Source organism: Methanomassiliicoccales archaeon (assembly GCA_036504055.1).
Taxonomy (GTDB): domain Archaea; phylum Thermoplasmatota; class Thermoplasmata; order Methanomassiliicoccales; family UBA472; genus DASXVU01.
Window position 1 is genome coordinate 24,672 of the sequence record DASXVU010000045.1, and the last position, 22,500, is coordinate 47,171.

Sequence of the window (22,500 nt, forward strand, 5' to 3'; positions counted from 1 at the left end):
AATAATTGGCGCCCGAGCCGGAATTTGAATCCGGGTCTGGAGGTTCGCAGCCTCCTAGGATATCCAAGCTACCCCACTCGGGCCTTTTTCTAAACACGGAAAACGACATCCAGTCGCCGCCGCGCATCAATAGGACGTGCTCATGTCGAGCTTGCCCTTCTTTCTGGCAAGATAGTCCGCATACTTGAATATACCGGTGGAGAAGACTAGGAATATCCCCGCCGAGAGGAGCAGAAAAGAGAGTATCTGGACGTTGGAAAAATCCCCCAACCCGCTGATGGTGGATATGCCCGAACCGGGAAGCATCGCCCTCCTGGTGATCTCAAGCCAGTAGGTGATGGGTATGGCCTGACCGATCGCCCTCCCCCAATCGGGAAGGACGGTGAGCGGGAAGATCGCCCCGCAGAACAGGTAGAAGATGCCGGCCACGCCCTCATTGATGCCGTAGCCATGCTTGGCGGTCAGGAAGGTTATCCCGGCCAGGGCCACCCCGATCGAGACCATGCAGAGCAGGCCGATCAACAGCGCCAGCGCCAGCAGTGGCCAGTCAATATTCAGCATCGCCAGGGGAAGTTGCAGGACCAACATCCCGAAGGCCAGAGTGATTATCACCGCGATTCCGGCCACGGCGATCTTGGCCATGGCCCTCCCGATCAGGTAGACGAACAGACTGATCGGGGCCATGTAGATCTGCTTCAGGGTCTGGTAGTGCTCCCGGTCCTCGTGAATGACCCAGGTCGTCCCGAAAAGCGCCTGGCCGATGAAGATGTAGAATGCGTTCCCGAGGTACATGTAGGAGAAGAACGTCGGATCCCCGGTCACCCCTCCGAACACGATCAGGTACATGATGACGACGATGAGGGTCCCGGCTATGGGCTTGGCAATGGAATAGATGACGAACAGGTACCAATTGGTCCAATTCGCCTCCATCTGCCACCCCAGCCAGGATGCCCAGCGGAAGGTCCGCCAATGGGTCGAGAGCTGTTCCCTCACTGCCATCTCAGGGTCAGCCTCCCTTCCCTCTTGCCCATGTTCTCCATATACTCCAGGAAATGCCTGGCCAGGAAGAAGAACGCGACCGCCAGCACTGCCAGGATGATGATCTCAAGGTCGACCGGCAGGAACCCGTTGGAGCTGACGCCGAACAGCAGCTGGCGCATGCCGTCAAGGCCCAGGGTTATGGGGAGTATGGAGGCCCCTAACGCCACCCAGTAGCCCAGGGCCTTCACCGGGAAATAGAATCCCGACACCAGATAGATCGGTTCCTGCAGCAGCGAGGTCATTTGCATTGCCGAGCGTCCCCACATCAGGAACAGGGAGGAGAACATCATTCCCATGCCATAGAGCGCGATGAGCGTCAAAGAGAAGACCAGAGCAAGCTCCAGCGGTTGTGCCAGGGTAAGCTGTACATTGAACAGGAACACGCCCAGGAGCACGGTCGAGACCGCCCTGATGGTGGTCATGAGCATACCTCCGAGAGCCATACCGGCCAGCACGCTCATGCGGGACATCGGGGCGAGCATGTACAGCTGCAGATTGCCCACCTCCTTCTCCCAGTAGAACTGCGTCGCCATGGACCACAGCACGTTCATCCAGTAGGCGGTCATGGCTCCGCCGATCACAATGAAGCCGGTATACATCTCCGGGGCGTTCATGGCCCGGTAGTAGAATATGTACGCGGCGATCCCTAGCAGCGGCAGGAAGATGTCGAAGAGGATCCATGACGGTTCCCGCATGACCCCGAGGACACGGGGATAGGCCCGCCCGATGATCGCTCTTCCGTTCAGCCGCCAATCGGTCATTCGAGCCCTCTCCCCACCATCTGTATGAACACATCCTCCAGCGTCGGCTCGTTCTTGCTGAGCGAGATTATCCTCGCGTTGCGCTGGGTGAGGTATGAGATGATGTCGGAGATGGAGGATTCATCCTCGGTCACCAGTTTCAGCACGGTGTGCTCGCCGGCGGTCTCCGCCGAGTATCCGGTGACGCCCCGGACCCTGGACAGACCGCTCGCATCGCTCAACGGTGTGGTCTCGATGCTGAACGTGGTGTTCTTCGAGATAAGCTTCTTGAGGTTACGGGGCGAATCGCAGGCCAGTATCCTTCCGTCGTTGATTATCGCCACCCGGTCGCATAGCTCGTCCGCCTCGATCATGTAATGGGTGGTAAGGAGCAGGGTCTTGCCCTTGTCTCCCTTGACCCAGGAACGAAGATGTTCGCGGATGATGAGGGAGGCGTTCACGTCCAGGCCGAGGGTCGGTTCGTCCAGATACAGCAGGTCCGGGTCGGTGACGAAACCGCGGACCACGTTCATCTTCTGCCGCTGGCCGGTGGAGATGGTTCGCACCTTGGCATCGCCTTTGTCCAGGAGGTCGAACTTGGCCAGGAGGTCGTCGATCGTCTCCTTGGCCTCCTTCCCCGGGATGCCATAGAACTGCGAGAACATCCAGAGGTTCTCCCTGACTGTGAGGAGCCCGTAGCCGGATGTCTCGCCTCCGGAGACCATGTTGATCCGGGGACGGATCTTGGCCGCTTCCTTGACCACATCGTATCCCAGCACTTTTGCTGATCCAGATGATGGGAGCAACAAGGTGGACAGTATCTTGATGAGGGTGGTCTTGCCGGCGCCATTGGGCCCGAGAAGGCCAAAAAGCTCTCCTCCCTCGACCTCGAGGTCCAGATGGTCAAGGGCTACGCTGGGTGTCGACTTCTTTCCACCGAAAAGCCTAGTGAGGTCCCGGACCTCGATCGCCTTGACCATGGCTCACACCGGATTCTGGGGAGCCATGATATAGGTTTCGCCTTAGAATTCCTGGTTCTGCCAGTATCGGGATATGTACCCGGCGATGCGGTTCCTCATCACGATCGACGATACGTCGGTGAGCTTGGATACCAGCACCTTGTTGTTCTCGAAATCGGCGGAAGTTGCCCGGGGGTACTTCTGCACGAGTTCCATAGCGACACGCTTAATGTAAGTTGGTCGGACGTTGCCCATAATAACGACCTTGAGTGAGCGCCAAAAGAGTTCAGTCTATATAAGGCTTTTTCATCGCTTTTCCCTTGGACGACCGCAGGACATCTTGCCTTCGGGACATGGCCCACGAACGCACCCCGGCCCGGCATCCCTGAAGATGGAAGGGGATACCTTGAGCACCTCATCGAGCATCAGGTCCGCCACTTCCCTTATCTCCCACTGGGCCCGGCTGCAGCATCTCATCGTGAAGAAGTGCAGCAATTCCCTGGCATTCATCGTGACCATGATGTTGGTGGTGCAGGCGTTCGGGAGAACGTAGCGGGCATCCTCGACCGGGACCAGCTCGGCCAGCCTCCGGTAGGCTTCCCAGGCCTGGTCCATTGCCTCCTCGAACCTTTTCTCCGCCTCCGGTTTGCCCTTTACGGTCGGTGGGACGACGTAATCGGGGGTGAGCAGGGATACGTATCGCTGGGACTGCTGGGAGAAGGATGCCAATCGGTGACGCACCAGTTGATGGGTCATTGCCCTGGAAACGCCCTCCAGCGAGAAAGTGTAGTAGGCGTGCTCGATGATCGAATGATGCCCCATCCCCACCACGTTGTCGATGAACTTGCCGGCCTTGGCGGCGTCGACATTCTCCAGTATCTTTGACGGGACGTCGGAGGAATAACAGGTCCTGGCGGCGGTAGCGCAGAGCACCTCCGCCTGGTTGGTGTATGACAGCAGCTTGACCTTCATGGACCCTAGGAGATTCGCTACCGGATGATTAATCCTTCCGTCACTCGCTCTGGACCGTGAACTGGATATGTGCATCGGAGGTGCCGGACCCGCTATGGACGTCCTTGACCTGGATCTCCTTGAGCGCCTTCAGACGGATCACCTCAACATCTGGACGGTTGATCAGGGACAGTATCCCGTCGACGTGCCCATCCCCGACCACGGCGACCACACTGCCGAACTGCGTTTCGGCGGACATTATTCGGGCACCCATGAGCTGGTTCCGCTCGTCGATGAGCACACGCTTGATGGTGGGGAACTCCTGGCCCATCTGCTCCAGGTAGGTGGCCTCGTTCTCCTGGAAGCTCTCGATCTCGTTGTCGATGCGCTTGCGGCTCATGAGAAGCCCTCCCAAGCTCGACACCATGAGCAGAACCCTCTCCCGGAACGACATCTCCTGCCAGAGCCGGTTGAACAGGTTCCCCGCCTCGGCGTCGATCAACAGAAGGGCAGCGTTGATCTCCTTGGCCTCGTCCGCGGCCGCCAGCATCTCGTTGCCAACCGCTCCCCCGTACTGATGGGCCATGCGCCTCTGCATGAACGCCAGCAGTCTGTACGGCAACGGCACATCCCCTCGCTGCCGGGGATGACGGAGGGCCTCGTACCGTTCTTGGTCGAGCTCGATGCACACCGCACCCGGGACCCTTTCCCGGATCACCTGTTTCACCTGTGCTGCGATGTCGAAGACGTGCCCGACCCCGACTAGCGTTATCATGCTGATGCCAATGGATTCGAGGTTATTATAAGGCTACCCTCTGCGTTCAGCTGGCCACGCGGATTCGCCATAGCGCCGGTTTCACCTGCCGCTTTTCCCCTTCTTCCTTGCCGATCGCCTCTTGCTCCGCAGGACCAGGAAGGCTCCGAGCACTATGGCCAGGATTGCCGCCCCTCCGACCGCGAACCACGCCCAGTCATTGTTCGTGGTGGCCACCACGGTGTTGTCGGTCACTTTGTTCCCCAAGCTCGTTCCATCGACGTTGATGGCCTCGCCGTTGTTCAGGCAGGTGTTTTTTGCGATGGCGTTGTCAGCGCACCCCTGGAGGACCTGGATGCCCTTACCTTTGTTATCATTGCAGATATTGGACTCGATGGAGTTGTTGCCGCAATCCAGGTAAAGGAATATTCCAGTTGCCACGTTCTCGTCACAGGTGTTGCCCATGACGGAATTGTTGGAGCTCCCGTTGTACAGGTATATCCCATAGTAACCGTTCATCCGGCAATGGTTCTCAGATATCGTGGTGTGGTTTGACGAGTACAGGTAGACGCCGTAGTGGCCGTTGTTGTCGCAGTCGTTGGTGCTGACCAGGTTCTCGGTGCCTGAAGAATAGAGGAAAATGCCTACCTCAGAATTCCCGTCGCACACGTTCGATCGGACCGTGTTATTGATGCTGGCACTGTACAGGTAGACGCCGTAGTGTGTGTTGTAGTTGCAGGTATTGCCGGCGATCAGGTTGGACCAGGAGCTGTACAGGTAAACCCCATAGAAGCTGTTGGATCCGCACTCATTGTCCTTCACGGTGTTAGAATGGGATCCGCCCAGGAAGATCCCGTAGTACTTGTTCCCATTGCAGACGTTGGAGGAAACGGTGTCACCGCTGGCAGTGTCCAGGAATATCCCGTAATAACCGTTGTCGTTGCAGGTGTTCTGGGAAACGACGGTGGAATTGCTCCCTTCCAGCGTGATCCCGCTCAAGGTCGAGCCGGTGCAGGAGTTGCCGGTTACGGTGCAGTTTTCGGAAATTCCCAGGAGTATTCCGTGACCGTCGCTCTTACAGACGTTCGCGGCGACGGTGTTCGATCCGGAACGGAATAGATAGATCCCGTATCCTTCAGCGCTGCAGACATTTCCGGTTATCGCGTTGCTTTTGCTGGACCCAGCCAGGTATATTCCGGTATTGGCGTTGCCGCTGCAGATGTTGTTACGGATCGTCCCGGAACTGGACCCGTATAGGTTGATCCCGTCGTAACCGTTGTTGTCGCAGGTATTGTTCTCCAGCATGGAAAAGTTCGAACCATACACGAAGATGCCTTCGCTGTTCCCATCGCAGAGGTTGTTATGGACCGTCGCTACGCCTGAAACGTTCAGTACCGTGATTCCCGCACCGTAGCTGTAAGGGTAATCGTTGGCGGGGGCGCTGGCCGCGCCGGAGATCGAACAGTTGGCAATGACAAAGCACAGCGTGACATTACCGATGTAGATGCCGTTGTACGAACCGGTCGCGTTGATGTCGAGGTTCTGGATGATGTATGGGCTCCCGATCGAACCGGTACCCGACCATCCTTCGACGGTCGCCTGGGCGACAAGGTCCGCATCACCATCGATCCGGATGGGGGCGTGTGCGTTGAGGCTGGTCAACTCGGTGAGGGTGGTCCCCGCCCCGGTGCCGTTGAGGTCTGTGACCGCGGTAGAGTGACCGGACGGGACCGCCATCAACAGCATAGCGAACAGTAACGTCGAAATAATCGCCACCTGCGATGCTTGGATTGGATCCTTTCTCATTTCAACACGTCCTAGTGCCGATAGTAGCAACTAGTATGTTAAGGGCATTTTTTCTGTTTATTTAGATGTACCGGACTTTGCCTCCAATTGTTTTCACAATCCTTAATATCCTCCTCCTGCCTCGGTCTGGATATGACGAAAGAAAGGCATGACTTCGGATTGGTCGCCTTCGACATGGATGGCGTCCTGGTCGATTATGAGTCGTCCTGGACCTGGGTGCACGACCATTTCGGGGTCAAGAGCGAAGAGTCGATCAAGGCCTTCGTCAAGGGAGAGATCGACGACATGGAGTTCATGCGTCGTGACATAGGCCTTTGGCTGGCGAAGAGGCCCAACCTTTGCCTGTCGGACGTCACCACCATCCTGGAACCTTTGCCGATAGTGGAAGGGATCCAAAAGACGGTGGACGAACTAAAATGGCACGGAATCAAAACGGTCATCGTCAGCGGCGGCCTGGATGTGGTGGCGAGCAAGATCGCCAAGCGTTTCGGGTTCGACGATTGGGTGGCGAACGGTTTCGCCTGCGACACCTCTGGCAAGCTGACCGGGGAAGGCGTGTTACGGGTGGAACTGTCCAATAAACGCCAGGCAGTGGAGAGGTTCTCATCGATCTACGGTGTCGACCGGGAGCACGTCTGCAGCGTCGGCAACAGCTTTATCGACGTGTCTATGTTCGAGGCGTCCAGGCTCAAGATCGCCTTCAACCCGATAGATGACTATGTCGCTCACCAGGCGAATGTGGTGGTCCGTAGCAACGACCTCTCCGACATCCTGCCCCACATACTAGGCCAGCAGACCGGACTGAAAGGATGAGCTCACTCCTTGAACCCGTACTCCCCGATCAGCGGGACGAAGAGAACGGACCCCATGTCCTGCATCTTCATCTCGCCACCGACCTTGGTGATCAGGTACAGCTCCTGGTAGGTGCGTCCCCCCACCGGGATCAGCATCTTGCCTCCCTCCTTCAGCTGTTCGAAGAGCGGAGGGGGGACGTCGGGCGCGCCGCAGGCGACGCTGATCCGGTCATAGGGGGCGTAGGCCGGGCACCCCTTCGATCCGTCGGCCACGATGGTGGTGACCACCTCTGCGTATCCGGCCGTCTCCAGGCTAGACCTCGCCCGGTCGGCCAGCGACTGTATCCTTTCTATGCTGTAGACATGGCCGCCTGGCTTAACCATCTCGCCGATCACGGCCGCATGGTAACCGGAACCGCCCCCGATCTCCAGCACCTTCAGGCCGGGATGGAGGTCAAGCCCGCTGACCATCATGCCGACCATGTGCGGGGCGGAGATGGTCTGGCCCTCGCCGATGGCGAGCGGAGAATCGACATAGGCCGCGCTCTCCATCTCTTTGGGCAGGAAACGGTGCCGTTCCACCTTCTCCATGGCCGCCACCGCCTCTTTGCCATAAGCGTAACCGGACGCGACCAGCCTGGCTACCATCCTCTTCCGTTCTTGCTCGGTACTCATTGGACCTTCAGGAGTATGTCGTCCTGGCCTTCTTGGCGTATATGCGGACGATTTCCCTGGCCCGCACGGCGCCGCTCTTGGCCATACCACCATCGGACGTCTTGATCGAATGGATGACCACTTCCTCCCTTCCCAGGGTCATCAGGTCCCCGACGAAGAACTCCTCGTCGGGGGCTGCGGTGATGTCAACAGATAGCGTCTTGCTGCCCTTGTTGACCGCTATTCTTACCCTTACCTTATCAAACTTCTTCGCCCATAGAGTGGAAATCTCTTCCGCCTTCGCTTTCATCACGCGGCGGCCGTCGACCTCCAGTCCGGTGATGAGGACCGGCATGTCCTCCACGAACATCTCGTCCTCATAGGATACCAGATCCCCCTGGGCCATCTCCACCTCGTAACGTTTGGAGCTAGCCATTTCTGAGACGATGATCGGCACGAGGACCGCCTTAGGTTCCCTGACCACCGTCGTATAGATCTTCCCGCATTGCTGGCATTTGACCGTTGTCTCCAGCACGTCCCCTTCCTTGCTGATCTTGCCCCTCAGCACCTCGTGCACTGTCTTCTCTCCGCAGTCCGGACATTCGAGGTTGAGGGCGTTCGGTATGTTCATATCACTCATCACGGCGATTAAGCTCTGTTCTGGATAAATCTATCGTTTATACGGTCCACCTCGAACGGGGCATCGTGACCCGGGACCACCACGTCGGCGAAGGAAACGATCTTCTTCATGCTCCTTAGTGCGGCCTCTCCATCGCTGATCACTCCCGGAGGCGCCCAACGCCTCACGTTCTCGAAGGTCGGTATGGCGTCCCCGACTATCGCGTATCTTCGCTCCGCCTCCACGAACACGCTCATGGTCCCTGCGGTGTGTCCCGGAGTATGCACCAAGGTGATCCCTGGGTACAGTTCCTGGTCCTCACGGACCTGGACATACCGTCGATCGGGGCCCTCCATCCAATGGGCCATTTGTATCGCGTAACCGAACAGGTCATTGTTGGAACAGTGGTCCGAATGCAGGTGGGTGTTGACGACTATGTCCACCTGGTCCGGGTCGATCTCGTTGGCGGACAATGCGTCGATCACACGGGGGCGGTACTCGCTGTCGCTGGAATCTACGATCATGACATGTTCGGGCCAGGTGACCACGGTGACCGACGAATGGGCTTCCAGGATCACCTTGCCTTCCCTGACGATGCGGCCTTGGCACAGGACCTTCACCTGTATTGGCGTCATTTCAATGATGATTCAAATCCACAGGAGCACTTAATATTGTTTCCCTTCCACTTGGGGCGGCCGCCGCACTTGGGGCAGACCGCGTGCTCGGCGAAATAATCCAGCCAAGCGTTCCGGATGTCCGGATTTGTCTCCCCGCGGATGTGGTCCAGTGCATCCTTGAGCTCCTTGGTCGTCGCCAGGGACTCGAGGTCGGTGACGTCCACCGCCCGAGGCGTCTTGGCCAGTGATTGCGGGTACAGATGCGCCACCAGCATGCCAGCGAGGAAACCACCGAAGTGGGCCCCGAAACCGACACCGCCCCCCACAAGGGCGCTGGGGGTCGAGAATGCCAGGAACACCTGCCAAGCGAACCATGACCCGACCGCCAGCCACACCGAGACGGCTGGCAGGAATATGATCAGCAGGAACATGGGAACCTTGTCCCGCGGATAGAGCAGCAGCATTGCGCCCATGACGCCGGCGATGGCGCCCGAAGCACCGATCAGAAGGCTGTTCGAACCGCTCAGAACGACCGACTCGACCAGAGTGCCTGCAACGCCGGCGATGAGATAAGTGGCGATGAACTTGTTCTTGCCCACCCGCTCCTCGTAGGAATTGCCGATGAGGAACAGGAATAGCATGTTCCCGATGACGTGGAAGAAGTTCGCGTGGATGAACAGGTTGGTGAATATCGTATAGAGATGGCTCTGGTCGTTCGTGAAATAGGACGACCTGAACCCAAGGTCGGTCTGCACCGCGGTCAGCCCGCCGGAGAATGGTGTCAATGGAGCCAGAAGTGTCAGCATGAAGACGGCGAGGTTGGCCACTACCAGGACGTTGGTGTAGCTGAACCTCCTCATGAACCCGACCGCCATTGCCACCAGCATCACGACTACCGCAAGTATCGACAGAATGTCCATGGGCTCGGACGCCACCAAGCGCACCGCCGCTTAATATTATTTCGCAATCATCTCCAGGACAAGGGCCAATGGATTTATCCGCCCACCGGGGAATGATGTCAGGAGAGACGCATATGAAACTGGATACGTCGATAGTGGTGAACTGCCCGGAGAGCGTATACTGCCCTTCCGACGACACGTTCCTGCTCATCGACGCGCTGGAGATCGTTCCCGGGGACCGGGCCTTGGAGATAGGATGCGGCAGCGGCCTCGTCTCTTTGCATCTGGCCAAGGCGGGTGCGACCGTGACCGCGGTCGACGTGAACCAGGAGGCGGCGTTCTGCGCCAAGGCGGCCGCCGGCCTTAACGGCCTAAGGCTCGATGTGATCCGTTCGGACCTGTTCCAGAACGTCAAAGGCTGTTTCGACCTCATCGTCTTCAATCCGCCCTATCTCCGGGGAGAGGGCACCGAAGTGAGCGACCTTGCCTGGGCTGGAGGCAGGACCGGCACGGAGACCCTGGGAAGGTTCCTGGAACAGGCCCCACCGCATCTCAACCAGAACGGAAGGATCGTGGTGATCGTCTCTTCCGACATGGAACAGACCATGCTCAAGGTTATGCTCGATCCATTCCGCATAAAGGAGCTGCGGGCCCAGCACCTCTTCTTCGAGGAGCTTCGGGTGTTGGAGCTGGTGCCCCGCGAGATCATGTGCTGAGCAGCTTCTCTATCTCCTTCTTCAGGATCTCGCTGATGGTCTTGCCGTCCACCTTGCCGCGAAGCTCCGCCATGGCCGGGGCCATGAGCGGTCCGATGGCGCCCATCTTCTTCTCCCGGACGAAGTGCTCCCGCTCCCTGACCAGTTTGGATATGATCGCGCTCGCCTCACCGCTGTCCACCTGGGTGATGCCCAGCGCATCGATGGAGGCTTTGACGCCCTTCCCTTCGGCAACGTGCCTCAATAGGTCTGGTAACGCCTCCTTCGTGAACTTCCCCTTGGCCAAAGCGTCAAAAAGTTCCCGGACGGAGGTGTCGGTAATGGAGGAGACGTCCACGCCCTCCTTCTCCAGTTCCGGGTAGGTGTTCAGGAAGGTACGTGCAGCCACCCCGGCCTGGTCCCTCCCGGCCAGTTCCTCGAAGAGCTGCTCGAACCCTTCCCTGACTATCTGGGCCGCCTGCTGCTTGTGGATCCCGTATGCAGTGACGAAGCGGTTGATGGTCTGCTCGGGCAATTCCGGCAGGTTGGCGCCGATCTCGGCCATGCGTTCCGGCGAGATCGGGATCGGCCTGACATCCGTCTCCGGATACATCCTTCCCGCACCGGGCAATGGTCTGGAGAATGCGCTGCCTCCATCCGGCTGCGGGTCCCGGGTCTCCTCCGGGACACCATCCAATGCCGTCCTGGCCCGCTCCGCCACCGCCCTCAGCGCCGCGTCCGCCTTGGCCGCATCGTCGGCGCAGATGGCAAAGGCGTCCTCTTCCCCCAATCCCATCGCGTCTCGTAGCTCGCCCACCGTCTCCGGCGTTATGCCGTAACCGGGCAGCTCGTCCGAATGGAAGATGCCCATGACGCCCCGGGTACGGGCATGCTGGGCCATCTCCGCGCCAAGTCGGAGCCTGCCGTCCTGGCTCTTCATGACCCCGACGAAACCAGGCAGCTTGATGCCCAGCACCCTTCCGCTCTTGGCCAGCGCTGAGGTTATTACCTTTGACTTGGATGAGGCGAATATCGCTGTATAGTCCATCACCTCCCCTGAGACCTGGGTCACGCCCCTCTCGCGAAGCATGTCCCGTATCTTCAGCAGCGAGCCCTGTCTCTCCACCTCCTTTTCGACATATGTCGGAAGCAGCTTGAGGTCCTGTACGCCCTTTATCTCGACGCGTGCGCCGCCTGGTATCGAGATATTGACATCCTCCCGTATCGTTCCCAATCCTCGCTTCACCTTCTTGGTGGCCCTCAGGATCGAGCCGAGCCTCTGTGCGACGTCCCTGACCATCTCACCATCGTGCATGTCCGGGCCGGTGGCGATCTCGATCAGAGGTATCCCTAGACGGTCCAGGCGATAGGTGACCTCGTTCGCCTTGGTCTCGACCTTGCGCGCAGCATCCTCTTCCAGACAGACCGAAAGGATGGATATCTGTTTCCCGTTGACCTCCAGCACCCCATCTGTCGATATCAGGGCGGTCCTCTGGAAACCGGAGGTGTTCGAGCCGTCGATGACGATCTTCCTCATGTAATGCACTTCGTCGACCGGCCTGGCCCTGAGCAAGGCTGACACGATGAGCGATGCCTGGACCGCGTCCCTGTCCGCATCGTGGGGAGGTTCTTCATCCGCCTCCACCAGACAGCATCTGGACGGAGGGGCCTGGTACCTGAAGCTCATCTTCCTGGCCGCCTGTGCCAGCACAGCTCGGTCTATCTCGCCCAGCTCCGATTGCGACGGCCTGAGCCGGCGCAGCAGGGTAGCCCCTTCTTCCTCCACCAGCTCGGATTCGCATGAACAGAACAGCTTCTTCGTGCTTAGCTGCTGGTGTATCTCGATTCCGCAGGTGAGCTGGTGTTCAGTCATCGATCTGCCTCCTTTCCGTGATCTCGCCGCGAAGGTCCGTCATCATCAGCCGCCTCACCTCTCCATCATCGGAGGTCTGACCCAATACCCACATCAGCTTGACGTAGGCGGTCTCCGGCAGCATGTCCTCGGCGGGGATCGCCCCGGCCGTGATCAGGTCTCGTCCGGTGTTGTAGACGTTCAGGTTGACCCGCCCGTACAGGCACTGGGACGTCATCACGACATTGGTCCCGGCCTTGACCGCCTTGTCGATGGCCGCCACCATGTCCTTGGACACATGACCGAGCCCCGAGCCGGCGAAGACCACGCCGTGATGGGAAGAAAGGACCGACGCGAACGCTGTAGGGGACATGCCCGGGAAGAACTGCAGCAACGCCACGTTGGGATCCATCGATCCCTTTAAGGTAACCTTGCCAGCGGACTTCTTGCGGTATCCGGATAGATATTCTATCCCTCCCTCGAACCCGATACGGGCCACCGGGCTGCAGTTCACGCTATGGAACGCATCTCGCCGGCTGGTGTGCATCTTGCGCACCTTGGTTCCCAGATGGATCGCCCCGGTGGTATCCGATGAAGTTTCGTGCATCAGGACATGCACTCCCGCGACATCCCCCTCAACTATGAAACGGGCCGCCGAAACCAGATTGGTGTGGGCATCGGTGGAGGGCCGGTCCGACGACCTTTGGGCACCGACCAGGATGACCGGTTTGTTCAGGCCCTCCAACATGAACGAGAGCGCCGCCGAGGTATAGCCCATCGTGTCCGTCCCGTGCGGGACGATGCAGCCTTCCACGCCGTCGTTCAGCTTTTCCGCCACTGCCCCGGCCAAGGTCTGCCAGTGTTCCACGGTCATGTTCTCGCTGAAGATGGAGAATATCACCTCGGAACGGACATTGCATATGTCCCCGATCTCAGGGACGGCTGCCACCAGGTCATCGGCCGACAGGGCCGGGTGCACCGCCCCGGTGCGGTAGTCGACGTAGGATGCTATGGTCCCTCCGGTGCCCAGCACCGCCACCGTCTTCTTGTCCTTGGAGAGATGCGCGTGGTGCGGTTTCCTCTCCTTGGGCTGTACCTTGGAAATGACCTCGATGGTCGTGCCCGGACCGGTCTTGACGCCCACATTGTAGCCGGACTTGAGCTTGACAACGACCACGTCCGGATCGCTGAACTCATGGTGGGGCATTAGGATGCCCCGGTACTCCCGTCCTGTGTCCTTCACCAGGACGGTGTCGCCTTCCTCGGCATTGAGCATACGGAGAACGTCGAGGAGTCTTTGAGAATAACCCATCTGATGCACCTGGCGTAGAATGCGCGTTCGCCACTTAATCATTTTGCGAACTTGGATGAGGATAAAAAGGAAAATTTGGAAAAGGGTTGGAAAAGGGGTTTGTGCTTAGACCTTGCGGATCCTCGTTACCACCATGATCACCACGACCACGACGATCAGGGCGATGACCAGGAGCAGTGGAAGCATGATCGTGTCGATCGTGCTCTTCTGCGCCTGGGCCGACACCGTCTGTGGTTGGCTTCCGTCTACCTTCTGCGAGATGACCTTACCGTCGACCGTGGCGTTCACCCAATACGGATCGGAGACGACCTGCCTTCCGTTCACATTCTGGGTCCATCCGGTCACGTCCGCCTGATACTGGCCATTGCTGCCGGTCACACCGCTGGAGATCAGTTTTCCGTGGGCGTCACAGATGGTGACCGGGGCTCCCGCGACCAGCTTTCCGTCGGCGTTCTTGACGATGACGGTGAACTGGTTGAGCCAGGTCATTGAGCCTATATCCTCTATCTTCAGCATCCCGTCCATGGTGGTGGAGGTGATGTTGGTCGTGCTGTTATGGATAGAGTAGACATCGAACTTCGAAGCGTTCAGCGCCGACTTGGATATGACCGCACTGGAGTCGTCCAGGAACACGGCGTCGTTCCTGCACTGTATGGCCGCTCCGTTCATGGTCAGCTTGGAGTTGATCGCGTATATGCCGTTGTACACGAACGTCGGTATGGTTATGTTCCTGCTGTCCAGGTTCTTGTTCAGCCACTGCAGGACGATAAGGTTCTCCTTGACCGTGTCGCCGAAGGATATGGTCGAGTTCTCCGCATACACCGCGTAGCTCAGCATTCCATAGGTGTTGCCCTTGGCCGTCACGTCCGAGTTGATGGCATACATACCCACGTGGTCGAGGAGCATCGGCATCAGGGAGGCCGGCAGGATGGATGAGGCCATCAGGTCGCTCGGGCTGTCCTTCAGGGTCAGGGAGGAGGTGTCCACATAGCTGAGCACCAAGGCCAGGAGCGTCGAGTACTTGGCCACATCGTCGACGATGCGGGCATATCCGATCTCGTTGTCCTCCACGGTCACTGCGCAGTTGAACAGGAATATCTCGTTCTTGTCCAACAGGAATATGTTGGCATGGATCTTGCCCACGACGCCCTCGGCGTAGATGCCGGCCACGGAGTTCAGGACAAAGATGTTGTCAACCACGTTGTCCAGGTTCGAGTTCCTGGCGTAGATGCCGCGCTCGTTCTGCATTATTATGCAGCTCTTGATGTTCGGCTCCGACCCATCGTTGACGAATATTCCATCCATACCGCTGGCCACGATCGTGGTCGAGGATATGGTTGGTTTAGCGCCATCGATGAATATGCCGTTCTTGTAGTTTCCCTGGATCGTACAGGAGGTTATCGATGCGGTCGACGTGTTGCCCAGGAATAGCTCGGACCACTCGCTCACCACTGAACTGGTCATCTGCAGGTTGCCATAGACCAGGAACAGTCCGTTGCCGCTGTAGGAATACATATTGGAGTTCCTGACGATCTGAGATCCGCCGAGGTCAACGATCAGCTGGGTGAGGCCGTTGTCGGCCGCGCCAACGGTGAAAGAGTTCACGGAATCCACTGTAAGGATGCCGAAGGGCATGATCTCGATGGCGCCGAAGAACACCACGTCGCCGTCCTTCACGGATGCTGCGGAATCGATGATCCACTTGACCTGACTTCCGGAGGGCACGTTGATGCCGTGGGCGACGTTGTCCTGGAACACGCCGTTGTATAGCGTTACGGAGTTGCTGTCAGTGATGTACAGCCCATCGTTGGCATTGTGATCGATGGTGTTGTTGCCGATGACGATATGGGTTGAGGTGGTACAGTTGTCCAGGCTTATTCCGTTCCCCTGATTCTCGCTGAGCACGTTATTCTCAATGATCGCATTGCTGCCTTCCATGGAGATCGCCGATCCGTAGGTTCCGGTAACCCTGTTGCCGGACACAAGGACCACTCCGGCCCCTGACCCGGTGACCTGGATACCGAACTGGCCATGGGACACGGTGTTATCGGCTATGGAAACCTGGGCGTTCACTGAGGCATGACCGTTGAAGGACAAGGGATCGAAGGTCAGGAGTACGTTCGTGTTCACACCGACGCCGGTATTGGCATCGAGAACGATGTTGTTTCCAGCCACCCGGACCCCGGTCTTAAGGGTAACATTGCCATCCCAGTATCCGACCCCTTGGTTGTGGTTGACGAAGGTTATCCCGGTGTTGTCCATGCCCTTCATGTCCAACACATTGTTGGACACGTTGATGTCGAAATCCACGAGCGCGCGAGCCTTAAGGTCTACGACCTTGACGTATGTCCTTTGCGCGTTATTGTTGAAGTAGACTCCAAAGTTCTCATTCCCCTTTGTCGAGATGGAGTTGCCCACGATGTTGAGGCCGCCATCGACCTTCAGCGAGGCCAGGCCCTTGGTGTGAGGGTAGGCATAGATGTCGCTGGTGAAGTAGTTGTACACATTGACGGCCCTGCTGTTGTTGCCCACCAGATCGATCGAGTTGGCCTGGAAGGTGATCGAACCCGAAAGAACAGTGGCGTTACCATCGATGCTTGCCGCATTCAGATTGTCGATGTTCATCTTGACGCCGTCGAGGAAGTTGCCTACCCCGATGATGTGGTTGTTGGCGATCGATTGGGTCCCGGCCTGCGCCCTAGCGCTGCCGCCATGGGTCGCATAGGAGGTCAGGTCCGGGTTGAACTCGATCCCACCGGCGTTGTTGCCGTTCAGTGTGACGGTGTTGCGCAGGACCTGGACATTGCCCAGGCTGGCATTTGCCCACTTGTCGCCCTGGTTTGAACCGGCGACGTCCGCGAACCCTCTGGCATAGTAGCTCACATAGACACCGTTGTACGGTGACACAAGGAGGCTTAGGTTGGTCACCGTGACGCTGTTGTCGGCGACCAGGACGTTGCCAGTGTAGGATGCTGTGGTGGTCATCTTTGCAAGCTTAACCTCGGCATAGGCGCCGATGGCGACGGTGACCGCCGTTCGGTCATTCACCAACACGGTGTTGCCCGATACGCTGAAGTCCCCATTGACCGTGCCTTTTGAGCTGTCATATGCGTTGACGTAGTTCCTGGCCAAAATGGCCACGTAATGCTCATCGACGATGTTGTTGCCAGAAAGGCTGACCGTACCGGACACGGTTCCGGTGGAGTTGCCAGTCACGGTTAGGGACCTTTCTATATCCATCGCATAGGAATTCGAGACCTGGAGCGTGTTGCCAGTGGACAGGATGTTGACGTTGGCCATTGTGGTGCCGTTGGCGGCTGCGTTGGGTGCGAACAGGATGGTTATCCCACCGTTCAAGGCATCCACCGCTTGGTTGTCGTTCACGGTCACATCGCCGTTGGCGGTGATCGTGGACTTACCGTTGGACAGGTAGCTGATATTGATCGTCACAAGGTTCCGGCACGATGTGGCCAGGTTGTTCGTGATCAATATGCCACCATTTATGGATAGGCTTGAACCATCGACCGAGTTGAATCCTGAGCGGTCCACCTCGATCATCGTTCCCGAATCTTCATTGACTGTGTTCCTGGTCGCTGTCACGGAACCGGTGAACGAGGATGCTTTGGATCCGGCTGAGGTCATACGGTCATATACATAGAGACCCCGACCGGTGATCGTGGTCATCACATTGTTCGTGAAGGATAGGTCTGAGTTGATCATGACCGAGGCTTTGGAGCTGGCCGCCGCGATTGCGGATGTGCTGACGTATGCTCCATTGACCGCATTGAATATCTTGTTGGAATCGAGGGTCACCGCTCCTGAGATGGCCGCGGTAGAGTCCTCGTAGGCGTTCATCTGTCTCTGGACCAATATCCCGTCGCCGGCGGAGGTGATGTTGTTCCTGGATATTGTGATCGGGACATTGATGCTGGAGGTCTTTTCTCCATAGGCAACGACCTGAGCGTATGCGGTGATTCCATAGGTCTGAACGCTCCTCATGTCGTTGTTCGAGATTTGAAGGTTGCCGGTAACGCTTGCTATGTTGTTGTGAACCATCAGCGGGCTGACCAGGTCATGGATGGTGACCAGGTCGGCGTACCCAACGGCCGGACCGCTGTTGAAGCGGTTGGTGTTGATTGTCGTGTCCCCGTTCACCTGTGAGGTAGAGTTGTCATAGGAATCCAGGGCATGGGAGAAAACCACCGCAGAACGCGCCCCTGTATTGAACTGGTTGTTGTTGATCATCACGTTGCTGTTGAGCGTTACAGCGGAATTGTCTCGAGACACCACATTCTCACTGATCATGATTCCCGAACCGGTCAATCCCGGTCCGAAATAGGAGCCGGTGATCGAGATCGGTACATTGATGGTCTTGATGTTGTTGGCGTCCGAAGAAACGGTTATTACACCATAGATGTGGTTAACGCCGCTCGAGGTTGAGGTGAAATCACAGTTCGTGACCGTCAATGTTCCATCCTTTGAAACGATCTGAAAATAAATGGAGCTGAACAGAGAGTTGGCGAACTTGGAGTTGGTGAAGACCCCGGTATTGTGGATCGTTATCTGGGTCTCATTGTTTATGTTGGCATAGTTCAGGTTGACGACGGAGTTCTCGTTGCCTGTGATCCCATTCCACATCGTTACGCTGTTGTTCTTGGTGAAGGTCACCATCTTGGACGCTTGGCCATTGGCCATCAAAGAACCGTTGACAATTATCTGTTGGCCGGGATCGACCTTGACTGCAACATTCGCGCCAATTGTGAGCGTCACTCCGGTTGGCACTGTTACTGTCTGGTTGACGATATACGGCGAGCCGGCCTCGGTCCAGGTAGTGTCGGTAGATACGTCCTGATAGACATAGGTCGGTGCGGCATTAGCGCCAGAGGCGCTCAAAAGTAGCGCGAATGCGCAGACGATCAATAATGCCCCCGCAATGAGGAGACCTTTTCGTCTGGCAAGTTTTCCTAGTATCAACTGATCGGAGCTTTTATTATGCGAATACGTGCCCATTCCTCCTAAATAATAAACAATTCAACAAAATGTATTCATTTAAGCTTATTCCTATAAATTCGAAGAAATGAATTAATGAATTTGAAAAGAATGAATTGCTGGCCTGAGAGGTTGGGCACAACCTATGGCCGCTAAATTTTGATTATAATCGTTGATAATAATCTCGTCGACTGGGTCTCGTCCCGGTCTTTATCCCTTCTGATGACAACCGTTAAGGCAAGATTATCCATCTACGTTCGTGCACAAGATCAAGAGCATCGGCATGGAACACGACGTGCTGGCGGAGAATGCCCACCTGGCGGAGCACAATCATGAGAGGCTGGTTGCCAAGGGCATCCGGTCGGTCGATGTTATGGGTTCGATCGGTTCCGGAAAGACGGCCATGATCATCAAGATGGCCACTCAGCTTAAGAAGAAGGGGATCGGGGTGGCGGTCATCGCCGGTGATGTGACCGGAGAGGATGATTACAGGCGGTTCAAAGAGGCAGGGATCGAGGCTTACAACGTCAACACCGGCAAGGAGTGCCATCTCGAGTCGAATTTGATAGAGCATACGTTGGACAAGATGGATCTGGACGGGATCGGTTTCATTTTCATCGAGAACGTCGGAAATCTGGTCTGCCCGGCCGATTTCCCGCTGGGAACGGATGTGAGGATGGTCGTCATATCGGTCACTGAGGGCGACGATATGGTGCGAAAGCATCCGATGATCTTCACCTCATCGGACGTGGCGGTGCTGAACAAGGTCGACCTGGCGGGTTATATGGAGGTCGATGTTGATGTGCTCAGATCGGACTATGCCAAGATAGTGGGGAACAAGCCGCTGTACCTCACCAGCGTCAAAACGGGTGAGGGCATTGAATCGGTCATGAAGGCCATCGGCGCCTCCAAATGACGGATACCCTGGCCACCGGCCTACCGGTCCGGTAGGCCTCATCTCCCAACATCCTTTTTATTAGGCGATGCCCATTGTCCTGACCGATCAGAAATGAGAATCCTGGTGGTAGGAGGGGGCGGCAGGGAGCACGCCATCGTCAAGGCGCTCGAGAGGGGCGGTTCTGAGATATATTCCGCGATGAGGAACCACAATCCCGGGATCGCCAGGTCCAGCAAGGAGATCGTCCTTGTCAGGGAGACGGACACGCAAAAGGTGACAGAGTTCGCCGTCCGTTCCAAGGTAGAGCTGGCGGTCATAGGGCCCGAAGCGCCCTTGGAGGTGGGTCTCGTGGACCTGCTTGAATCGGAAGGCATCCGTTGTGTGGGGCCGACCAAGGCCGCGGCCCGGATCGAGACCTCCAAGAGCTTTGCCCGGGAGGTCATGAGCAGGCACCGGGTTCCCGGGAACCTGGATTTCCATTCATTTGATGACGCGAAAGAGGCGAAGGCCTTCGTCAAGGACATGGACATGGAGGTCGCGGTGAAACCTGTGGGCCTCACTGGAGGAAAGGGCGTCAAGGTCCAAGGGGAGCACCTGAGGACCAAGACCGAGGTCTGTCAATACATAGACGAGATCTTCGAAAAGCACATCGGGGGGGCCGGGGTCGTCCTTGAGGAAAAGGCGATCGGAGAGGAGTTCACACTTCAGTCGTTCTGTGACGGGCGTGACATCGCTCCCATGCCGTTGGTGCAGGACCACAAAAGGGCTTTTGAAGGGGACGAAGGACCTAACACCGGGGGCATGGGATCCTACTCGGACGCCGACCATCTGCTACCGTTCGTCCACCGGGATGAGCATGAGAAAGCGGTGGAGATCGTCAGGAAGATGATCGGGGCGATGCGCAGTGAAGGCTGCCCGTATAAAGGGGTCCTATACTCCCAGTTCATGCTGACCAGGGACGGGCCTAAGGTCATAGAGTACAATGCCAGGTTCGGGGACCCGGAGGCAATGAACGTCCTGACCATTCTGTCATCCGATTTCCCCAGCATATGCCAAGGCATAGCCGAGGGCCACCTGAACCGGGTCAGGGTGGATTTCCTGAAGAAGGCCACGGTCTGCAAGTATGTGGTGCCACAAGGCTATGGCATGGAATCGAAGGCGGGACTGCCGATATCTGTGGACGAGGCGGCGATCGAGAGGGAGGGTGCCCGCCTATACTATGCCATGGTGGATGATGTCAACGGCAAGGTCCTCACCACATCGTCACGGGCGGTCGGCGTCGTCGGTGTCGATGACTCACTGGAGAAGGCCGAACAGGCCTGTGAGAGGGCGTTGAGGTTCGTCAAGGGAGAAGCGATCTACGTGAGGCACGACATCGGCAAGAGCAACATCGTCCAGAGACGGAAGGATCACATGGACTCCCTCAGAACATAAATAACGGAACAAAACATAGGGGCATTCCATGAGCAACCTGGATGAGATCGTCGCCAAGATACAGGAGAGGCTTGACGAGAAGGACACTGTCAGGGAGATTGCCATCAAGTCTTCGAGAGCGACCACCAGGCTGGCATCGGGAGTAGTCCATGGCATCCACAAGAAAGAGGACGTGGAGAACCTGATGGCCGAGACGATGGACGAATCGCAACGTTTGAAATCGCTGCTCAATGAACATCCTGACATCTGGCACTCGGGCATCGTGCAGGATGCCCTTCAGGAGGTCGCCGAGGCGGCGATCGTCCTGACCATCACCAAAGGACAGGACCTGCCTGAGCCGGACGAACTGGACATCCCCGTCACCGCTTACCTGATGGGCTTTGCTGACGCGATCGGTGAGTTGAGGAGGTTCGCTCTGGAAGCTCTCCGGGAAGGTCGCAATGAAGACGCGGTCCGGTATCTGGAGATGATGGAGGAGATGTTCCTCATCCTCATGAAGTTCGATTATCCTGACGCTATCGTATCCATCCGCCGTAAGCAGGACATAGCCCGGTCAGTGTTGGAAAAGACCAGGGGAGAGGTCGCGGTGGCCGTCAGCATGAGACGCCTAGAGAACAAGTTGACCAGTCTGGACAGGAAATTATAATTGCGGCCCTGGCTGGGGCTGGCCGTCCATATCAAAAAAAATGGGATGGGGAAACGGTTTCACTTCTTCTTGCGCGGCATCGGCCTGCGATAGACCAGGTACACCGCGATGATCAACACGATCAACGCGACGTAGAGCAGGGCATTGGTCGTTCCAAAGCCGGCCTGGTTATAGAAGAAAGTGGTCGTCATGACCTTGCCTCCTTCTTCGAACCCTACGAACGTCCCGTTCGGATCGATGTCCACCCTCAATTCGTGGGACCCCGCGCCCAGGCTGGTGGTGGTCCAATTGTATTTGACCACCTTCGTCGACAACGCATTGACCGTCACGCTGGCCACGTGGATCGGGTCCTTGTTGCTCGCGTAGTCAACATAGAAGTACACCGGAAGGTCGGTGACCGTCATATTACCGGTGTTCTTGATCGTGACGCTGAACACCACCGGGGCAATGACCTTCACGTTGAACTTCGTGTCATTGTTGTACGTGGTAACGGTCCCGTCCAAGTTGGTGGATGAGGCGAACACGTTGATGGTCAGGTCGCCGAGCACCTGCGGGGTGGTCAGGTTGAACTTGAAGACCCCGCTGCTCGATGAACTGGACCCGCTGTTGATCAGCGTGGCGTTGGTCGCCGCGAAACCGGTCATGGTCACCTTGCAGGCATATGTGCCGTTCGTTTCGGAGGCTGGGCCCCCCTGAACGGTGATCGTATACTGGGTAACCCCTCCCAGATTGACCACGTTCGGACCGCTTACGGTCGCCACGATCGTTGTGTCGGTCGCGCCCTGTACCGGCAGCACAAGCGTTGCCGCCACGATCATGCACACTACCATTGCCAACGAG

20 protein-coding genes and 1 tRNA gene are annotated in these 22,500 nt (G+C 57.4%); 5 read left to right on the plus strand and 16 right to left on the minus strand.

The annotated features are described in order from the left end of the window. Positions 1-6: 6 nt before the first annotated feature. The 8 genes from VGK23_10745 to VGK23_10780 form a co-directional block, all read right to left on the minus strand. A tRNA-Arg gene (locus VGK23_10745) sits at positions 7-83 on the minus strand. Between the two features lie 43 nt (positions 84-126). Further along, positions 127-999 (minus strand): ABC transporter permease, encoded by an 873-nt coding sequence (locus VGK23_10750; GenBank protein HEY3421018.1) that lies wholly within the window; start codon positions 997-999, stop codon positions 127-129. Further along, positions 990-1,802, minus strand: coding sequence for an ABC transporter permease (locus VGK23_10755; protein ID HEY3421019.1), 813 nt, complete (start codon positions 1,800-1,802; stop codon positions 990-992). Before VGK23_10755 ends, VGK23_10750 begins: the two co-directional genes overlap by 10 nt. After that, the gene (locus VGK23_10760) at positions 1,799-2,761 is read right to left on the minus strand and encodes an ABC transporter ATP-binding protein (GenBank protein HEY3421020.1); all 963 of its coding nucleotides are present in this window, start codon (positions 2,759-2,761) and stop codon (positions 1,799-1,801) included. Before VGK23_10760 ends, VGK23_10755 begins: the two co-directional genes overlap by 4 nt. A gap of 42 nt (positions 2,762-2,803) precedes the next feature. Further along, positions 2,804-2,995, minus strand: coding sequence for a 30S ribosomal protein S17e (locus VGK23_10765; protein HEY3421021.1), 192 nt, complete (start codon positions 2,993-2,995; stop codon positions 2,804-2,806). A gap of 51 nt (positions 2,996-3,046) precedes the next feature. Beyond that, entirely contained in the window at positions 3,047-3,712 is a 666-nt protein-coding gene (thyX, locus tag VGK23_10770; GenBank protein HEY3421022.1) for an FAD-dependent thymidylate synthase, read from the minus strand. 40 nt (positions 3,713-3,752) lie between these two features. Beyond that, the gene (locus tag VGK23_10775; protein ID HEY3421023.1) at positions 3,753-4,466 is read right to left on the minus strand and encodes a TraB domain-containing protein; all 714 of its coding nucleotides are present in this window, start codon (positions 4,464-4,466) and stop codon (positions 3,753-3,755) included. 81 nt (positions 4,467-4,547) lie between these two features. Further along, the gene (locus VGK23_10780) at positions 4,548-6,251 is read right to left on the minus strand and encodes a NosD domain-containing protein (GenBank protein HEY3421024.1); all 1,704 of its coding nucleotides are present in this window, start codon (positions 6,249-6,251) and stop codon (positions 4,548-4,550) included. A gap of 132 nt (positions 6,252-6,383) precedes the next feature. Between VGK23_10780 and VGK23_10785 the strand changes: the two genes are divergently transcribed. Next, positions 6,384-7,064 carry an HAD-IB family phosphatase gene (locus VGK23_10785; protein HEY3421025.1) on the plus strand — a complete coding sequence of 227 codons (681 nt, stop codon included), beginning with the start codon at positions 6,384-6,386 and terminating at the stop codon, positions 7,062-7,064. 2 nt (positions 7,065-7,066) lie between these two features. Here VGK23_10785 and VGK23_10790 read toward each other — a convergent pair whose 3' ends face one another. Genes VGK23_10790 through VGK23_10805 form a run of 4 tightly spaced genes read right to left on the minus strand, consistent with a single transcriptional unit; the run spans position 7,067 to position 9,870 of the window. Further along, positions 7,067-7,720 carry a protein-L-isoaspartate(D-aspartate) O-methyltransferase gene (locus VGK23_10790; protein HEY3421026.1) on the minus strand — a complete coding sequence of 218 codons (654 nt, stop codon included), beginning with the start codon at positions 7,718-7,720 and terminating at the stop codon, positions 7,067-7,069. Between the two features lie 7 nt (positions 7,721-7,727). Continuing rightward, positions 7,728-8,339, minus strand: a complete 612-nt coding sequence (locus tag VGK23_10795) for an HVO_0476 family zinc finger protein (protein ID HEY3421027.1) — start codon at positions 8,337-8,339, stop codon at positions 7,728-7,730. 8 nt (positions 8,340-8,347) lie between these two features. Then, positions 8,348-8,953, minus strand: coding sequence for an MBL fold metallo-hydrolase (locus VGK23_10800; GenBank protein ID HEY3421028.1), 606 nt, complete (start codon positions 8,951-8,953; stop codon positions 8,348-8,350). Then, on the minus strand, positions 8,950-9,870 hold the full coding sequence (locus VGK23_10805; protein ID HEY3421029.1) for a rhomboid family intramembrane serine protease: 921 nt from the start codon (positions 9,868-9,870) through the stop codon (positions 8,950-8,952). Before VGK23_10805 ends, VGK23_10800 begins: the two co-directional genes overlap by 4 nt. Positions 9,871-9,968: 98 nt before the next feature. On the opposite strand from VGK23_10805, the gene VGK23_10810 reads away from it, so the two are divergent. Further along, positions 9,969-10,550: a HemK2/MTQ2 family protein methyltransferase gene (locus tag VGK23_10810; GenBank protein HEY3421030.1), complete on the plus strand. Its 582-nt coding sequence runs from the start codon at positions 9,969-9,971 to the stop codon at positions 10,548-10,550. Here VGK23_10810 and gatE read toward each other — a convergent pair. The 3 genes from gatE to VGK23_10825 all read right to left on the minus strand — a co-directional run bounded on the left by gatE (position 10,540) and on the right by VGK23_10825 (position 18,613). Further along, on the minus strand, positions 10,540-12,402 hold the full coding sequence (gatE, locus tag VGK23_10815) for a Glu-tRNA(Gln) amidotransferase subunit GatE (protein HEY3421031.1): 1,863 nt from the start codon (positions 12,400-12,402) through the stop codon (positions 10,540-10,542). The genes VGK23_10810 and gatE overlap by 11 nt on opposite strands. Further along, entirely contained in the window at positions 12,395-13,693 is a 1,299-nt protein-coding gene (gatD, locus tag VGK23_10820) for a Glu-tRNA(Gln) amidotransferase subunit GatD (protein HEY3421032.1), read from the minus strand. Before gatD ends, gatE begins: the two co-directional genes overlap by 8 nt. A 105-nt stretch (positions 13,694-13,798) precedes the next feature. Then, positions 13,799-18,613: a right-handed parallel beta-helix repeat-containing protein gene (locus VGK23_10825; protein HEY3421033.1), complete on the minus strand. Its 4,815-nt coding sequence runs from the start codon at positions 18,611-18,613 to the stop codon at positions 13,799-13,801. A gap of 328 nt (positions 18,614-18,941) precedes the next feature. Here VGK23_10825 and hypB point away from each other — a divergent pair, with 328 nt between their 5' ends. The 3 genes from hypB (at position 18,942) to VGK23_10840 (ending at position 21,660) form a co-directional block, all read left to right on the plus strand. Then, positions 18,942-19,598 carry a hydrogenase nickel incorporation protein HypB gene (gene hypB / locus VGK23_10830; protein ID HEY3421034.1) on the plus strand — a complete coding sequence of 219 codons (657 nt, stop codon included), beginning with the start codon at positions 18,942-18,944 and terminating at the stop codon, positions 19,596-19,598. Between the two features lie 93 nt (positions 19,599-19,691). Beyond that, the gene (gene purD, locus VGK23_10835) at positions 19,692-21,014 is read left to right on the plus strand and encodes a phosphoribosylamine--glycine ligase (GenBank protein HEY3421035.1); all 1,323 of its coding nucleotides are present in this window, start codon (positions 19,692-19,694) and stop codon (positions 21,012-21,014) included. A gap of 28 nt (positions 21,015-21,042) precedes the next feature. Next, the gene (locus tag VGK23_10840) at positions 21,043-21,660 is read left to right on the plus strand and encodes a hypothetical protein (GenBank protein HEY3421036.1); all 618 of its coding nucleotides are present in this window, start codon (positions 21,043-21,045) and stop codon (positions 21,658-21,660) included. Between the two features lie 59 nt (positions 21,661-21,719). Here VGK23_10840 and VGK23_10845 read toward each other — a convergent pair whose 3' ends face one another. Further along, a complete protein-coding gene (locus VGK23_10845) occupies positions 21,720-22,490 on the minus strand; it encodes a CARDB domain-containing protein (GenBank protein ID HEY3421037.1) in 771 nt (256 codons plus the stop codon). Positions 22,491-22,500 lie beyond the last annotated feature (10 nt).

Coding starts and splice junctions, on each gene's coding strand:
- gatD (HEY3421032.1), bottom strand. CDS start 13,693: ATGGGTTATTCTCAAAGACTCCTCGACGTTCTCCGTATGCTCAATGCC.
- VGK23_10785 (HEY3421025.1), top strand. CDS start 6,384: ATGACGAAAGAAAGGCATGACTTCGGATTGGTCGCCTTCGACATGGAT.
- VGK23_10760 (HEY3421020.1), bottom strand. CDS start 2,761: ATGGTCAAGGCGATCGAGGTCCGGGACCTCACTAGGCTTTTCGGTGGA.
- gatE (HEY3421031.1), bottom strand. CDS start 12,402: ATGACTGAACACCAGCTCACCTGCGGAATCGAGATACACCAGCAGCTA.
- VGK23_10750 (HEY3421018.1), bottom strand. CDS start 999: ATGGCAGTGAGGGAACAGCTCTCGACCCATTGGCGGACCTTCCGCTGG.
- VGK23_10840 (HEY3421036.1), top strand. CDS start 21,043: ATGAGCAACCTGGATGAGATCGTCGCCAAGATACAGGAGAGGCTTGAC.
- VGK23_10795 (HEY3421027.1), bottom strand. CDS start 8,339: ATGAGTGATATGAACATACCGAACGCCCTCAACCTCGAATGTCCGGAC.
- VGK23_10800 (HEY3421028.1), bottom strand. CDS start 8,953: ATGACGCCAATACAGGTGAAGGTCCTGTGCCAAGGCCGCATCGTCAGG.
- purD (HEY3421035.1), top strand. CDS start 19,692: ATGAGAATCCTGGTGGTAGGAGGGGGCGGCAGGGAGCACGCCATCGTC.
- VGK23_10780 (HEY3421024.1), bottom strand. CDS start 6,251: ATGAGAAAGGATCCAATCCAAGCATCGCAGGTGGCGATTATTTCGACG.
- VGK23_10765 (HEY3421021.1), bottom strand. CDS start 2,995: ATGGGCAACGTCCGACCAACTTACATTAAGCGTGTCGCTATGGAACTC.
- VGK23_10755 (HEY3421019.1), bottom strand. CDS start 1,802: ATGACCGATTGGCGGCTGAACGGAAGAGCGATCATCGGGCGGGCCTAT.
- thyX (HEY3421022.1), bottom strand. CDS start 3,712: ATGAAGGTCAAGCTGCTGTCATACACCAACCAGGCGGAGGTGCTCTGC.
- VGK23_10775 (HEY3421023.1), bottom strand. CDS start 4,466: ATGATAACGCTAGTCGGGGTCGGGCACGTCTTCGACATCGCAGCACAG.
- VGK23_10845 (HEY3421037.1), bottom strand. CDS start 22,490: ATGGTAGTGTGCATGATCGTGGCGGCAACGCTTGTGCTGCCGGTACAG.
- VGK23_10790 (HEY3421026.1), bottom strand. CDS start 7,720: ATGAGTACCGAGCAAGAACGGAAGAGGATGGTAGCCAGGCTGGTCGCG.
- VGK23_10810 (HEY3421030.1), top strand. CDS start 9,969: ATGAAACTGGATACGTCGATAGTGGTGAACTGCCCGGAGAGCGTATAC.